Source organism: Mucilaginibacter sp. 3215, assembly GCF_050433785.1.
Lineage (GTDB): Bacteria > Bacteroidota > Bacteroidia > Sphingobacteriales > Sphingobacteriaceae > Mucilaginibacter.
Window position 1 is genome coordinate 24,038 of record NZ_JBNPWO010000016.1, and the last position, 14,540, is coordinate 38,577.

Sequence of the window (14,540 nt, forward strand, 5' to 3'; positions counted from 1 at the left end):
TCACGAATACTCATTCCCCAAGTATAACTCAATGAGCAAAGTATTTACTATTACCGAAGGTTTGGAAAACATGGGGGCTTTACGAACGGGCGGTCAGGGCTCTGTTTATAAAGGTCGCCGCTATGGGCCTATTATCACAGCGGTAAAGCTCCTGCCCACTCCTATTCACACCGAAAGCACCGACGATAAAAATTTTCGCAATTTCCAAAACGAGGTCGAAAAACTAAAAAAGGTAAACGAAGAGCCTAACCCAAATGTGGTTAAGATCCTTAATTCGGGCATTACCGAAAGTGGTTCGTTCCCGTTTATCGAAATGGAATATATTGATGGCCCCGATCTGGAAGACCTGCTGAAACCACCCCATGAGGCTATCTTCAGCATTAAAGAGATCATCAAACTGGCCGATCAACTGGCAAACGCGTTATCACACTGCCACAAAGTTTCGGTAAAGCATGGCGACATCAAAAGCAACAATGTAAAGTTCAACGTACATACCGGAAACTACGTGCTGCTTGACTTTGGTCTTTCGGCCATGTCTGATGATCAGCGCCGTACCAGTATCCGTCATGCGGGCGCTATCGAATTTATGGCACCCGAGCAAAATGAAGGCTTGATGTATTTCCAAACGGATGTGTACAGCTACGGTATCATCCTGTATGAATTGATTGGCGGGCAGGTGCCTTTCCCGCTAAAAGATAATGGCGAAACAGCACGCAACGCCGTGATGCTGGCCCACATGGAGTCGGAGATACCTGATGTAATGGAGCTGCGCCGCAAAAACCTGCCCGAAAGCTGGTCGGACGAGAAAAAGGAAATGCAGATGCAGGTTCCGGCCTGGTTGTTGCAGATTGTGGCTAAATGCCTGCAAAAAGACATCAATAACCGGTATGCCAACGGCATTGAACTGCAGGAAGCTTTAATGCAGGGCAGTATCGGCGCTATCAGTCCGACGCACCCGGATGAATCGTGGAACACCGAAGTTTTATTGAAGGAAAATGAACGCTTACAAGGGCTGGTGCTATATTACCAGGAAAACGAGAACAAGCAACCGGCACAGGTAGTTAGCAATGAGCCTGCTGATAGCAAAGCCGTGCGCATGTCAAAACCAATTTTTGTTTTGTTCATGATATTGCTTTGCGGTTTCACCGTTTTCTCTGCAGTGGTGATGGATAAGTTTGGCGGGCGTATCTATAATGGGGTTGTTAGCAGGCTGTTTAAGCCTTCAAAAAAGGCAACTGACTCGGCTGCAAGTAATAAAGTTATCCCACCCCAAAAAAAAGACTCTGTACAGCAGCCTAAGGCCAGTGATTACAAAGATGAGAGCAATATTCCACCGGAAGTTGATTCAACCGCCGATTCGATATTGCGTAACATACAACGGGCAAAACAACAAAAGGAAGATACCCAGTTTTATCGCGATAGTGTGAAAAAAGCGGATACCTCTAACTTAAACTTTTAATGATTTAGCAAATACAGAATGGAACCTAAATCAACATTTTGGAAACGGATAGGCCTTCAGGACTGGTTTTTACCAAACGGAAAACCAGTAAACGAGGAGGCTGTAAAAATAAAAGCGCTAACGCCCGATGACGTGTATTTATACATCATCGAAAAATTCAAGGAATCGATCAAGCAGCTTTCTTTTGCCGACAGGATAGTTTTTTACCACGAATTTATCATCAGCTTTAACGAAGAAGATTACCAGGATTTTGTAAATAACCGCTCTGGCCTGTTCGGCATTATCGTTAATGAATCTGTTAAAAAATTCTATGAACTGCTGCGCGAACACCAGGAAGTAGGCAAAAAGGTGGAACCTTCAAGCTCAAAATGGGTATTCAGGCTGGTATCGCACCCGGATTATAAACGCGGCGATAAGGGTTTTATAGGCAAACTGCTGCCCGGCACAAGCGCTAAAAAAGAAGAAAACCTGCGGGTTACTTTCATTCCGCGCCAAACGGGTGTTGCCCAAACGCTGGATATAAGCAATGAGGTTTTAAAAGGCTTTACTTATTACAGCGAAGGTTATTATGAATTGCCTTATGCTAATGACCTGCAGCACAATGAAAAGGACGTAGTTAAGCCCGGAACCAAGGTGCTGGCCCGGCTGGAAACCATTATGCCCGATAAGCAGTTTGTTGGCCGCAAGGTGGAGTACCTGATCAAGGATGATGATATTGTTGTATCTGGCAGTGATGAGGAAAGGGACGAACAGGCCGTGTTTAAAGTACCGTCTGAATGGGTTAACACCCCGCACCTGCGCATCAGGCTAAATAAAGCCGATGGTAAGTTTTACATGGCATCTTTTGGCGAGCGCACCCTGATCAACGAACTGGAAGTAGCCGGAAGCGATGTGAACTCGCCGCAATGGGTTGAGCTGCCATTCAACTCCAGGATCCTGCTCAATGGCATTGTAGGCATTAACATATTTAAACCCGAACCATAATGTCACAGGTATTATCAATAGGGCTGCTGGCAATATGTGTGCTGTTATTGGTAGCTCATTTTATCGACATAAAAAAATCCAGTTAAAACCATGGCAAATAATTTTTTCGGGATAACAGATACCGGTAGGCAAAGGCAAAACAACGAGGACGTTTTTATTGCCGAAAAATCTGGTGATGGTAATTTTATCATTGCCTGTGTGGTTGATGGGGTTGGCGGTTATGCAGGCGGCGAAATAGCTGCCGAAATTGCCCGCGCCACCATCCTGGAGCAATTGCAATATATAGCCGGCGATATTGTGCCGCTATTGGTAAATACGTTTACTATTGCCAACCAGCGGATCTACGACGAAAAAGTACAGAACAAAGATCTGGAAAACATGGCCTGTGTGCTTACCCTGGCCGTGGTTGATGTGATCAACAATAAATTTTATTACGCCCACGTTGGGGATACCCGCCTGTACCTGCTGCGCGATTATTCACTGATCAAGATCTCGAAAGATCACTCTTTTGTGGGCTTCCTGGAAGATTCGGGCCGGCTGACCGAGGAAGCGGCCATGGACCACCCCAAACGCAACGAGATCAACAAAGCGCTTGGTTTTGCCGGGCAAATAGGCCAGGACCCCGATTTTGTGGAGACTGGTAACTCGCCCTTTTTGCCGGGCGATATCCTGCTCATTTGCAGCGACGGCTTAACCGACCTGGTTGATAAAAGCAAAATCACCAATATCCTTACCAGCAGCGATAACCTGCCCGAAAAGGGAAAAAAACTGATTGATGCAGCCAATAACCGTGGTGGAAAAGATAATGTGACCGTTGTACTGGTACATAACGATAAGGAGCGCAAGCAACACAGCGCCACGAAACCAGCGGTGGCTGCTGTAAAAGCTGCCGAACAGCCGGAAGCAATTGCGCCAGCCCCGGTAAAAAGGCAGGAAGAGCCTGATCCTGTGGTGAAAACCAAAGGCAATGGCGGCACAGTAGCTGTACTTACCCTGCTTTGCTTTATTTTTTTGGGTGGATTTATCTGGCAGTTTAAAAAGAATGCCGATCAGGCTGCTATTCCTAAAAAAACAGATACGTTGGTAGCTCAGCATATTAAAAATGCGGTGGAGCTCAAGCTCCAGGATACTATCAATAAATTAAAAGGCCATACGCTGTTACTTTCGGCGGCTGATTTTCAACAGCCTATTGTGCTGAGCGATACGCTGCATATCAATAAGGATAGCCTGTATATTAAAACAAAGGGTGCCGTCGTATTTAAGAAAGATTCTACCTATTCGGGCCCGGCTATCGCGCTGGCTGCTAATTGTAAATATGTAGTGTTGGATAGCGTTGCTTTTGACGGCTTCCGCACAGCCATTATTACACACAACGATGCCCTGGTGCTAAAAAATGTGCAGTTTAATAACTGCTTAACGCCGGTCCAGGCATTGTACATGTTCCCTAATAAAAAATACATCTCGGGCAGGTTGTTTGGCAGCATGTTCAAAACTGATTCTGTTCCAACTAAAGCTACCCACTAATAAATGGCCCAGGAAAATCCCAAAGTACCCGGCAGGAGAATGGAACGGCTGTTCCTGTTGCTTACAGGCATATTGCTGGCCGTTTTATTTTTGAAGCTTTACAGCGTATTGCAACTTAAGTTCACTGATGTTGATAAGCGCCTGAAGGACGGTACCATCGTAAACCTTAACTCGCCCAATACTGCTCAAAACGTAAAGGCACTGCTAAAAAAGGGTTATTATTTCGATGATCCGAAGGATGTTGATTACATTGAATCGGTAATAGCATCGCGTAAAACAACCGGCGACCTGGTTGATAATACCGGCGAGCTTAACAAACGTAAATACTACGTAAATGCCGACGAGGCCTTTGAAAAAGGCGGTGAAACTTTCAAGAAACGCGTACTTACCTCCCGTACGCTTTTAGGTTATACCGGCGATGATTCCATCCGCTTTGAACAGGAATTGAAAAACCCTCCTGCTTTAGGCGCTCAAACCGATCTCAACCTTGGCGAATACAGCATTAAAGGTACAATAGCCCACAAAGGCGAACCAGTACCCGGTGTACTGGTAAAGCTCACCATGATTTTGCCCCGCGACAGCATTTTCAGCGATGAGGAGACCGGGGCTAAAACCTCTTATTCGGAAAATGCCTCATCATACAAAAAGCTGTATGTACTTAACGATCAGAAAAAGAAGGTACTACAGTCATTAACCGCCTTTGCCCGTACCGATGAACAGGGGCGGTTTGTATTTGCCAAATTGCCAACCGGCAAAGCATTTTCGGTATTGCCCATGCAGCCTGGCTTTGAGTTTGGCCGCTCGCAGGGCGTTGACGAACTGGACAAAGACGTAAGTTTTAAATTTAGCCAGGCACCCCATAGCATCAAGCTGCTCTCTACCCGCGACTTTAACATCCTTAAAAAAGAGGGTGCTTTTATCGTGCGCTACCAGGATGAGTTTAATATGTGGTACTGGATCATAGCTGGCAGTTTTTTTGCCGGTTTTATCATTGTACACCTGTTACTCAGCGCCCGGTACCCCGATGCCGATCAGATCATTTTACCCCTGATCATGATGCTTACCGGTATCTCGTTCCTTACGCTTTTAAGCCTGCAGGACCCACTGCGCGATAGGTTCCTAGCTAAAGATACACTTGTTTATTTGGGCATCGGTATAGGGGGGATCTGCATCATTCAGTTATTTAACCTTCGCCGTCTTAACCCCGACTCGGGCTTTTACCGGTTGCTTGTTTTTAAATGGAGCAGGAGCGCCGCCAACGGCTGGCCCTGGGCTATTGTTGCCATGGGCATCCTGTTTTCCACCATCTTGTTTGGTACCGGCCCCGAGGGTAGCGGTGTAAAAGTTAACCTGCTGGGTTTTCAGCCAAGCGAAATTGTAAAATACCTCATTGTTATTTTCCTTGCCGGATTTTTTGCCACCAACGAAAAATTCATCAGTCAATACGCCAGCTGGAGCAAGCGTTGGTCGTTCTTTTCTTTTGCACTTATCGCCACAATAATAACCCTGCTGCTGTTTTTGGTTTTAGGCGATCTGGGGCCGGCCATGGTGATCTGTTTTACATTCATTATCCTGTTCTCTTTTTCACGGGGCGATTTCCTGTATATGGCGGGCTTTGTGGTGCTATTTGTGCTCACTACCTGGTTTTTTGATAATATATGGCTTAGCGCCGGCATCACATTTTTTTCGCTTGGGAGCGTAGTATTTTTCAGGCGGAGGAGGTTGAGTGAATCGGCCATTATGGCGCTCGTGGTAATCACTGCTTTTTTAACCATCGATAAAATCCCGGGGCTCGATAAAATTATCCCCGGTCCGGTGGAACGCCTGGTTGAGCGTAAGGCCATTTGGCAGGACGCCTGGAATAATGAGGTTTACGGCGGCGACCAGGTAGCTAACGGACTTTGGGCCATGGCCAGTGGAGGGGTAAGCGGACAAGGTGTTGGGCAGGGTTTTGCTAAAACTATCCCCGAAGCACATACCGATATGATATTGCCATCCATTGGTGAAGAGTTTGGCTGGGCTGGCATGGCCGCGGTGTTCATCTTGTTTTTGTTGTACCTGCACCGTTCCATCATCATAGGCAGGCAAACGGGGATGCCCCTGCTGTTTTACCTAAGTGCAGGTATCGGGGTATGTACCTTTGTGCAGTTTTTGCTGATTGCGGGCGGCTCTATCGGGGCATTGCCATTATCCGGCGTTTCCCTTCCTTTTGAAAGTTACGGCGGCTCATCATTGGTAATAAATCTGCTGGCTGCGGGCTTCCTGCTGTCGGTTTCATCAGTAAGGGGCACAGCTGTGCAAATGGACTATATCACCAAACAGCAGGATAAAAACCTGGTACCAGCGTTGGCAGCCGCGCTTGCCGGGGTGGTATTATTGGTGGTGAATGTATCGCGCTACACAACAGATAATAAGCAATGGGTTGTAAAACCAGCTTTGGTTGCCGATAAAAGTGGTCTGCGGATGTTTAGTTATAACCCGCGTATCGCTATATTGATGAACAGGTTGCAGGCCGGTACTATATATGACCGTAACGGCCTTATCCTCGCTACCAGCAAACCCGAACTTATCGAAAAACAAAAGAACAAATTAAGCGCTTCGGGCATGCTGCATTATGACCTGGATTCGGCTATGCATAAGCGCCTGGACAGGTTTTATCCTTTTGAAGAACAAACGTTTTTTTGGACGGGCGATCAAAACACCGGGGTATTTAATGGCAGCACCAACGGTTATTTTGCCGAGTATGAGCATGCCGCCGAACTTCGCGGGTTTCATATGCCTATCACCAATTATAATGTGAAGGCATCACGTTACCAGGAAGACCGGTTCCTGCCCCGCGGAATGAAAGAAATGACCGTAGCTAAAAAAGACTACAGCGCTTTGGCCAACCTGCTGGTAAGTGATATCAACGGCCCTGAAGTAGAAGCTTTCAAAAACAAAAACCGCGATGTAAAGCTTACGATGGATGCCGATCTGCAAACCAGTATTCAGCAATCTATCGCTTCCGATACTTCGCTGTATGATAACAGGGTTTCGGTAGTTATCATGGAATCCAACACCGGCGATGTGCTTACATCGGCACAATATCCGCTGCCTCCTGTGCATAACTGGGACCAGCTGACTATGCCACTGGCCGATCAGAATAAACTGGCTACCTGGTTAACCACTACCGATCTGGGTTTTACCTATGCCAGTCAGCCTGGTTCAACGGCTAAAGTTTTAACGGCGATGTCGGCATTTAATAAATTAGGCATCGCTGCATCTGCAATACAATATCATGTAAGCACCCAGGAGCGGATCCGTACCAAGGGCATTGAACCGGATGAAACCGGGATGATCACCATGGAGCGCGCCATCGCCAAATCAAACAACGTGTATTTTATCAAACTGGCCAACCAGGAACACCTGGAAGAGTACATGGCAACGCTGTACCTTAAAACAGGGATGTTTTTGCACGGTGTAGGCGGTTACTATTATAATAAACCGGTATTGAATGCCACCCAGGAAGATAAATGGCGCGCCTTATGGCGTAAAACCGAATTTAATACCAAACCACGGTACGATCCTAACAATATCCATAAAACAAGAGCTAAAGGTATCTCGGGTATGGCCTGGGGGCAGGGCGAGCTGATTGCTACCCCCGCGGCGGTAGCAAGACTGGTATCGGGCGTGGCTAATGACGGTATGTTACTGCCCAACAGGTACGCGCTAAAAATTGCCGATTCAACTGTGGCTGTAAAAAGCGGTATCAAGCTGGCCGAAGATCCGCGTTATGCTGCTTTGTTAAAACAATATATGATTGAGCAAAGTGCGCCTAAAACGCCTATATTAGGCATCAAGGTAGCAGGTAAAACCGGTACGCCGGAACGTATTGTAAGGAACCAGAGCGTTAACGATGGCTGGTATGTTTTCTTTGCACCAAAAGAAAAAGGCAGCGGCTATATGGTGGTTTGTATCCGGATAGAATCAACCCGCGGATCATCAGACGCGGTACACCTGGCCGGCAATCATGTGATCCCTTTCCTGCTGAAAAAAGGTTATATAAAAAGCATGGAAACGGAAACCACTACCGAAGAATAGTGTTTAAGCAGAAAGGAAGAGCAAATGGCATTTAGTTTATTTAAAAGAAGCGGCGAAAAACAACCCTGGGATGTAAAAAGCCTACGTGAGGCTATATTACGTTTCATTAAAGAATCGCTACAAAAGATAGAAGGTGGAGAAGGTGGCCATATCAAAGAGCTGAAGCTTTTTATAGTTGCCGATGCCGAGGATAAGCCTATTTATGAAGGCGCGGTTTATGTACATGATAAAGCGCTTTTCAAAAACGAGGTTCAAAAAATAGCCGATGACTTTGACATCAATTTGCCCCCCGACTGGACGCTGGACGTTGAGTTCACGGAAGAACTCCCGGCGGAAGCAAAAAGGATCCCTGATCTGGACGCCGCCTTTATCATGAATACCCGCAAGCAGGTTGCACACAATGCAGCTTCCTTTACAGCCTATTTACGCATCCTGAGCGGTGAGGCCGAAAAAGAAGAATACCTGATCAAAGCTACTGACCCCAAACTCTACATCGGGAGGGATAAAAAGTCCGTTACCGAAAATGGATCGTTCAGGCTAAATCAATTTGTTTTTCCGGGAGAGAGCAGGGACGAAAGTAATAAATACATCAGCAGGCAGCATGCCCATATTGAATGGGACGGCGAAAGCGAGCGCTTCATGATCTTTGCTGATGAAGGCGGCGTGCCCCCGCGCAATAAAACCAAGATCCATATCGCGGCCGATGGCAAAATGATCAAACTCAATTCCACTCAAATTGGCCACCCCTTAAGCGAAGGCGACCAGGTAATATTGGGAGAATCGGCGGTGTTTTTATATACTACGATAGCAAACCGATAGAGCTAAGAAAAGGACGAGCGTCAGGAAGCGAAAGAAAAGCCCCTAACCATACGCTCTTGAAATGACTTTTCCATCGCTATATGGTTAAAGGGAACTTATTTCCTGTACTTTAATCGCTTCCGAAATCCCATCCCAAAGTGCAAGGCGTGCCCGTAATGCTTCTTTAACAGCAACAGTCGCGTCGGCCCATTTGCTGTCATCATCGCCGCAAAGTTCGGCGGTCATTTGATAGGCCAGTTGGGAATGATGGTCGCCGTCAACTTCTATATGGCGCTCAAGATAGTATAACAATATATCAACCTTACCCGGCAATTGTTGGCTCAGCTCTTTTACTATGCTCACAAACATATCCGGAATCAAATCTTCGCGGCCAAAGGTGAATACCGCAGCTTGCAGATGATCTTTATTTGTATCGATAACATCAAATGTGTGCTGCACAAAATTGCGGGCGGCAACAGGAATATTGGCAATGATCAGCGCTTCATCAATATGCTTACCGAAGTTTAATTCATTAAACAGATTGTTGATCCCGTCGGCCTGGCTGCCGGCTTGTTGCATAGCACGCAGGTAAAGCTCAAAATGGCTTGCACGGTTGCCTTGCTCATCGATATCGCTTTCTTCGCCCGCAACAATTTCATTGATGAGGTAGCGGGTATTGGCATTGTCTTTAGGCATCCAAGGGGTAACAGTGCAGGTAAGCTTTTGCTGCAAAGCTTTTAACAACGACATAAAATCCCACACAGCAAACACATGATGCTCCATAAAAACGGTAAGCTCATCAAGCGATGTAATATTTTTATAAAGCTCGTGACTGATAAGCTGATCGCGTAAAGGCTGGATCTCGTTTTTCAAATGCGCAATGCGGCTGCTGTAAATTGTCATAGATCAAAAATTGTATGGATGCCAAAAATAGCAAACAACATGGCTGCTAATGAAATGATTATTTTTTTTTGACGGGGTGGTGATGGGGGGGGATTATTTAATCATAGTTGCTTTAATAAAGGGTTAAAAGCACAGCTAACTCGAAACGGATCAGATTACTGCTACAAGCGATATCATTAACTTAAATTGAAGAAATTGACAGGCTGCCCCAGAGGGGCAAAAGGTTTGTAGAAAAATAATGTAAATTTGATTAGAGCACCAGAGGTGCTCAACTTAATCAACCTGATCACAACGTATGGCAAGTAATAACACTTATTCTCAGTTATATATTCACATCGTTTTCGCCGTAAAATATCGTATGGCATTAATTGAAGAATACCTGGGCTGAGCGGTTAAGAATGTACATAACTTCGATTATTCAAAACCAAGGGCACAAATTAATAGCTATTAATAACATGCCCGATCATCTACATTTATTTATCGGATTAAATCCTAACCAATCTATTTCCGAAATTGTGCGCATCATAAAAAGCGACTCATCCGAATGGATTAATAAACAAAAATTAGCCAATGGCGGATTTCAGTGGCAGGAAGGATATGGAGCTTTTAGTAATAGCAGGTCACAAATTGATAAAGTGGTAAACTACATAGCAAACCAGCAAGAGCATCATCGAAAAATTACATTTTTAGACGAATACAGGAAAATGCTAAATGATTTCAATATAGAATTTGACGAACAATATATCTTTAAATTGCCTCAATAATTAACTTATTGGCTTTGTTCAGCCCCTCTGGGGCTGTAAAAGGAAGGGCATTTATTTTTTCTACAAACCTTTTGCCCCTCTGGGGCAGATCGTCATGCTTAATAATTCACTTCCATAAGTTTACCATAAAGACTCGAAGCATCACTCCCTTTCACATAACTCTTTACTTCCCCACCACTATCTTCTCCCCCATTCGTACGTTGATATCCGACCCAAGCGCGTAAAAGGCCGAAACCGGCTCTTTTTCTAAAAACGGCTTAAATGCATCACCATAGAGTGCGGCAACATCAGCATCAAAAACATAGTCGCGCACCAAACCCGTTTGCCATGAAATATGCTCAACCTGGTACTCCATTGTTTTTATTTCGCTTAAACCGTTGTATCCCCAGTAGTGTTCTAAAATAAACTCTTCCGGGCTGCCGGGCTTAATATCCACCAGGGTGTCGCTTGCCGTAGCACCAAGCTTATTCCAGCGCCCGTTAAGTTTCCATTCGTATAAAAATCGGGTATGGTGATCTGTTGTCGCGGTTATAGAGCTTCGCATGGGCAAGGCGCGATAATGTTCCTTATAAAGATTGTTGGCAATGAGCGCAATCATGCTTTTAGGCACTATTTCGCTTATAAAAACAGCGCCGCGCTTCCATTCGGTACCATTAAAGTATCGCACGTAAAATCGCAGGTTAACTTCTTCAAAGTTTACATGCCAGGGCCATTTAATACCTAGTACCCGGGTATCCGAAAACATGAAACCAACCATACTTACCAGCGCTTTTCCTTCCCAAAGGTCAAGCACTGTACCTGCCGGCGTGTAAGGTTTTAATATTGCAGCATCAAGCTCGTAATTGAGCATTACGAGGTTTTTCCACTGGGCTTTTAAAAATTCGCTTTTAGCCATAAAAAGAAGAATCCCGCCTTTTTTACGGGCGGGATCCACTAAAATGATTAATATTTTTTATAATATTTCATGGCCTCGGGTATGAGGTTCTGGATATCGGCAATACGCGTAGCATCGGCAGGGTGAGTGCTTAAAAATTCAGGCGGTGCCCCACCTTTGTTTTGGGCTGCCATACGTTGCCAAAAGGCAATGGCATTGTGGGGGTCATAACCGGCCATAGCCATAAAAGTTAAACCTAAACGGTCCGCTTCTGATTCTTGTTTACGGGAATAGGCCAACAATTTCAGCTGGCTTCCAACACCATACAAAGTACTTATGGCGGTTTGTGTAGCCTGCGACTGCTGGCTTGTCGCCGCTCCTACCAGTTGTCCGCCCCCTTGTACCAACATCTCCTGCGAGATCCGTTCGGCCGAGTGGCGGGCAATGGCATGCCCAATTTCATGGCCCATAACTACAGCAAGATAGGCATCGGTATTGGCTACAGGTAATAACCCGCTGTAAACCGCAACTTTACCGCCAGGCATACACCAGGCGTTAACTTCACTGCTCTGGATCAGGTTAAACTCCCAATTAAAGCTATACTGATCGCCATAACCGTTTTCTTTGAGGTATTTTTCAATGGCTACAGCCAGTCTGTTACCAATGGTTTTAACACGTTGCGCATCGGCACCGCTGGCCACCACTTTAGTTTTAGGGTCGGAAAGCAGTTGCTTATAGCTTGCCGCGGCCGACTGGTTCACTTCGGCATCGCCAACAAGACTTAATTGTTTACGGCCGGTTAGCGGCACAGTTGAACAGGAAAAGACAGCCATGATGGCTATCAGGACTAATAAAGGTTTAAACTTTTTCATGGTGATTAGGCAGCTGTTGTTTTCTTCTTAAAAAAATTAACTTTCGATTCTTTGCCTCTTATTAAACGTTCAATGTTTTTTTGGTGGGTTACCAGCACAAGTACGCAAATACACATGCCATAAATTACTATAGATCGTATAGGTGTCGGAAAAACAAATGTAACGCCTATAGGGTAAGTAAAGGCAGCTGCAATTGAGCTAAGCGACACATATTTTGAGATCAGTAACACCGTTATAAAAACCACTATACATAATAAAGCAGCATGAAAATGTATAGCCAAAATCATTCCAAACAAAGTTGCTACGCCCTTGCCGCCCCTGAAACCTGCAAAAATAGGGAACAGGTGGCCCATAACTGCCGCAATGCCTAAGGCCAGTTCATAATTGGTGTATGCGGTTGAATTGATGGCACCTGTAGCAGATGCACCAATGAAATAAGCGAAGTTTGTTGCTGCCCAGCCTTTAAATATATCAAGCAGCATCACGGGTATGCCCGCCTTTTTACCAAGCACACGAAAAGTATTTGTAGCACCTGCATTACCGCTTCCGTACTCGCGTACATCCACATTGTAAAAAGCCATACCAATCCAAACAGCCGTAGGTATTGAGCCGCACAGATAAGCCATTATAAGTGCTGTAACAGAGTAAACGGTTATCATTCTCCTGCAATATTACAAAATTGAAGCGGTAAAAGCGTTTTAATCACAGCGCTTTTACCACTAAACTTTGTTTAACAATGTGTTATTTGATATTTTAATTACCCTATTTTACGGCTTTCAGACTAAGGTCAAGGCTTTTAACCGAATGAGTAAGCGCCCCGACAGAAATATAATCGACCCCGCAATCGGCATATTCACGTATATTATCAATGGTGATACCGCCCGAAGCTTCGGTAATATAACGACCTTGTATTATACCAACAGCCTGCCGCAGGTCATCAAAATTGAAATTATCAAGCAGTATGCGGTTAACCCGGCCGGTTTGTAAAACCTGCTCCAGTTCATCAAGGTTGCGCACCTCAATTTCAATGGCAAGTTTTTTTCCATTGTCGGTTAAATATTGGTTAGCGCTTTCAATAGCTTGCCTTATCCCGCCGGCATAGTCTACATGGTTATCCTTAATCAGGATCATATCATACAAACCAAACCTGTGGTTTACGCCTCCGCCTATGCGCACCGCCCATTTTTCGAGATAACGAAGCCCCGGGGTAGTTTTACGGGTATCTAAAACTTTAGTATTAGTCCCTTTCAGCAAATCAACTATCTGCCTGGTTTTTGTAGCAATTCCCGACATACGCTGCATACAATTTAGTACCAAACGCTCGGCGGTCAAAATACTGCGCGAATTGCCCTCAACCTCAAAAGCTATGTCGTTATATTTAACCGGGGTTCCGTCCTGCAAAAACACGTTAAGTTTAAGGTTTGGATCAACCACATGAAATATTTCGGTGGCCAGCTCAATACCGGCCAGTATTCCTTCATCCTTAACTAAAAGTTTTGCTTTGCCGGTAGCGTCGGCCGGGATGGTTGAAAGCGAGGTATGATCGCCATCGCCCACATCCTCACTTAAAGCATTATTTATAAACTGGTGTATGAGTTCTTTATCCAATTGTGTACTTTTTGAGTGTCAAAAGTAACAACAATTTTTAAATGGAGGGGTTTGATTACGGTAAAGATAATGGTTCATTGTTCATGGTTCATGGCAAATCTCTGACTATGAAAACGGTTCAGCTCCAAACAGGTGCTATGAACCATTAACTATGATCCATGAACTACGTCATTTCACCTTTTCATCCTCAATCTTCAGCTCAACAACGTTAGTACCTTTACCCGCGTCTTTAAGGGTGATGGCAACCCGAAATTCGCCCTTATCTGTATTCAAAATATAAACACCGAAATGATAATTACCCCCCGAATTTATTTTATGTAACAGCTTAATACCTTTAGGCTTATTCCTTGCGAAGAACTTATCCAGTATAACTGTAGCCTGGTTTTGCGAGTAAACATTCTCGTCTTCCATAATGGTGATCTCCACATTATTGGCAAATAGTTTGGAAAGCTCTTTAGTATTACCTGTTTTTAAAAGATTAGCCACGTTATCTATGGCATCTGCCGATGAGGCATATGGAAGCAGCAGCAAAAAAATAAACGACGGCAGGTATATTAATTTCATACAATAATAACGTACTAATGAGTGCTAAAGTTACAAAGAGCGGTTAAGTGTTTACTTGTTTTTTAATAAACTAAAAAGCTGTATTCATTAAAACTGTATAATAAACACTA

Annotated in this window: 12 protein-coding genes; 6 read left to right on the top strand and 6 right to left on the bottom strand. The window is 44.8% G+C overall.

What is annotated here, in order from left to right:
• Nucleotides 1-31: 31 nt before the first annotated feature.
• From ABIC84_RS21365 to ABIC84_RS21385, 5 genes are all read left to right on the top strand, one after another.
• Nucleotides 32-1,459 carry a serine/threonine protein kinase gene (locus ABIC84_RS21365; protein WP_429264885.1) on the top strand — a complete coding sequence of 476 codons (1,428 nt, stop codon included), beginning with the start codon at nucleotides 32-34 and terminating at the stop codon, nucleotides 1,457-1,459.
• 18 nt (nucleotides 1,460-1,477) lie between these two features.
• Nucleotides 1,478-2,443: a hypothetical protein gene (locus tag ABIC84_RS21370; RefSeq protein WP_090531839.1), complete on the top strand. Its 966-nt coding sequence runs from the start codon at nucleotides 1,478-1,480 to the stop codon at nucleotides 2,441-2,443.
• Between the two features lie 90 nt (nucleotides 2,444-2,533).
• Nucleotides 2,534-3,967, top strand: coding sequence for a protein phosphatase 2C domain-containing protein (locus ABIC84_RS21375; RefSeq protein WP_429264886.1), 1,434 nt, complete (start codon nucleotides 2,534-2,536; stop codon nucleotides 3,965-3,967).
• 3 nt (nucleotides 3,968-3,970) lie between these two features.
• Nucleotides 3,971-8,047, top strand: a complete 4,077-nt coding sequence (locus ABIC84_RS21380) for an FtsW/RodA/SpoVE family cell cycle protein (RefSeq protein WP_429264887.1) — start codon at nucleotides 3,971-3,973, stop codon at nucleotides 8,045-8,047.
• Nucleotides 8,048-8,071: 24 nt separating this feature from the next.
• The gene (locus ABIC84_RS21385) at nucleotides 8,072-8,866 is read left to right on the top strand and encodes an FHA domain-containing protein (RefSeq protein ID WP_112654774.1); all 795 of its coding nucleotides are present in this window, start codon (nucleotides 8,072-8,074) and stop codon (nucleotides 8,864-8,866) included.
• Between the two features lie 84 nt (nucleotides 8,867-8,950).
• Here the strand turns inward: ABIC84_RS21385 and ABIC84_RS21390 are convergent, their stop codons facing one another.
• Nucleotides 8,951-9,748, bottom strand: coding sequence for a DUF3050 domain-containing protein (locus ABIC84_RS21390; protein WP_429264888.1), 798 nt, complete (start codon nucleotides 9,746-9,748; stop codon nucleotides 8,951-8,953).
• A 368-nt stretch (nucleotides 9,749-10,116) separates the two neighbouring features.
• On the opposite strand from ABIC84_RS21390, the gene tnpA reads away from it, so the two are divergent.
• Entirely contained in the window at nucleotides 10,117-10,512 is a 396-nt protein-coding gene (tnpA, locus tag ABIC84_RS21395; protein ID WP_429264889.1) for an IS200/IS605 family transposase, read from the top strand.
• 163 nt (nucleotides 10,513-10,675) lie between these two features.
• On the opposite strand, the gene ABIC84_RS21400 is transcribed toward tnpA, so the two are convergent.
• The 5 genes from ABIC84_RS21400 to ABIC84_RS21420 form a co-directional block, all read right to left on the bottom strand.
• A complete protein-coding gene (locus ABIC84_RS21400; protein WP_429264890.1) occupies nucleotides 10,676-11,407 on the bottom strand; it encodes a YqjF family protein in 732 nt (243 codons plus the stop codon).
• Between the two features lie 47 nt (nucleotides 11,408-11,454).
• Nucleotides 11,455-12,258 carry a M48 family metallopeptidase gene (locus ABIC84_RS21405; protein WP_091172486.1) on the bottom strand — a complete coding sequence of 268 codons (804 nt, stop codon included), beginning with the start codon at nucleotides 12,256-12,258 and terminating at the stop codon, nucleotides 11,455-11,457.
• Between the two features lie 5 nt (nucleotides 12,259-12,263).
• Nucleotides 12,264-12,917, bottom strand: a complete 654-nt coding sequence (plsY, locus tag ABIC84_RS21410; protein ID WP_090531854.1) for a glycerol-3-phosphate 1-O-acyltransferase PlsY — start codon at nucleotides 12,915-12,917, stop codon at nucleotides 12,264-12,266.
• Nucleotides 12,918-13,020: 103 nt separating this feature from the next.
• Nucleotides 13,021-13,866: a carboxylating nicotinate-nucleotide diphosphorylase gene (nadC, locus tag ABIC84_RS21415; protein WP_429264891.1), complete on the bottom strand. Its 846-nt coding sequence runs from the start codon at nucleotides 13,864-13,866 to the stop codon at nucleotides 13,021-13,023.
• A 168-nt stretch (nucleotides 13,867-14,034) separates the two neighbouring features.
• Nucleotides 14,035-14,430: a DUF4783 domain-containing protein gene (locus ABIC84_RS21420; RefSeq protein WP_429264892.1), complete on the bottom strand. Its 396-nt coding sequence runs from the start codon at nucleotides 14,428-14,430 to the stop codon at nucleotides 14,035-14,037.
• Between the last annotated feature and the right edge of the window lie 110 nt (nucleotides 14,431-14,540).

Excerpts from the sequence above, each read along its gene's own strand:
- ABIC84_RS21365 (WP_429264885.1), top strand. The coding sequence starts at position 32 with ATGAGCAAAGTATTTACTATTACCGAAGGTTTGGAAAACATGGGGGCT.
- ABIC84_RS21370 (WP_090531839.1), top strand. The coding sequence starts at position 1,478 with ATGGAACCTAAATCAACATTTTGGAAACGGATAGGCCTTCAGGACTGG.
- ABIC84_RS21375 (WP_429264886.1), top strand. The coding sequence starts at position 2,534 with ATGGCAAATAATTTTTTCGGGATAACAGATACCGGTAGGCAAAGGCAA.
- ABIC84_RS21380 (WP_429264887.1), top strand. The coding sequence starts at position 3,971 with ATGGCCCAGGAAAATCCCAAAGTACCCGGCAGGAGAATGGAACGGCTG.
- ABIC84_RS21385 (WP_112654774.1), top strand. The coding sequence starts at position 8,072 with ATGGCATTTAGTTTATTTAAAAGAAGCGGCGAAAAACAACCCTGGGAT.
- ABIC84_RS21390 (WP_429264888.1), bottom strand. The coding sequence starts at position 9,748 with ATGACAATTTACAGCAGCCGCATTGCGCATTTGAAAAACGAGATCCAG.
- ABIC84_RS21400 (WP_429264890.1), bottom strand. The coding sequence starts at position 11,407 with ATGGCTAAAAGCGAATTTTTAAAAGCCCAGTGGAAAAACCTCGTAATG.
- ABIC84_RS21405 (WP_091172486.1), bottom strand. The coding sequence starts at position 12,258 with ATGAAAAAGTTTAAACCTTTATTAGTCCTGATAGCCATCATGGCTGTC.
- plsY (WP_090531854.1), bottom strand. The coding sequence starts at position 12,917 with ATGATAACCGTTTACTCTGTTACAGCACTTATAATGGCTTATCTGTGC.
- ABIC84_RS21420 (WP_429264892.1), bottom strand. The coding sequence starts at position 14,430 with ATGAAATTAATATACCTGCCGTCGTTTATTTTTTTGCTGCTGCTTCCA.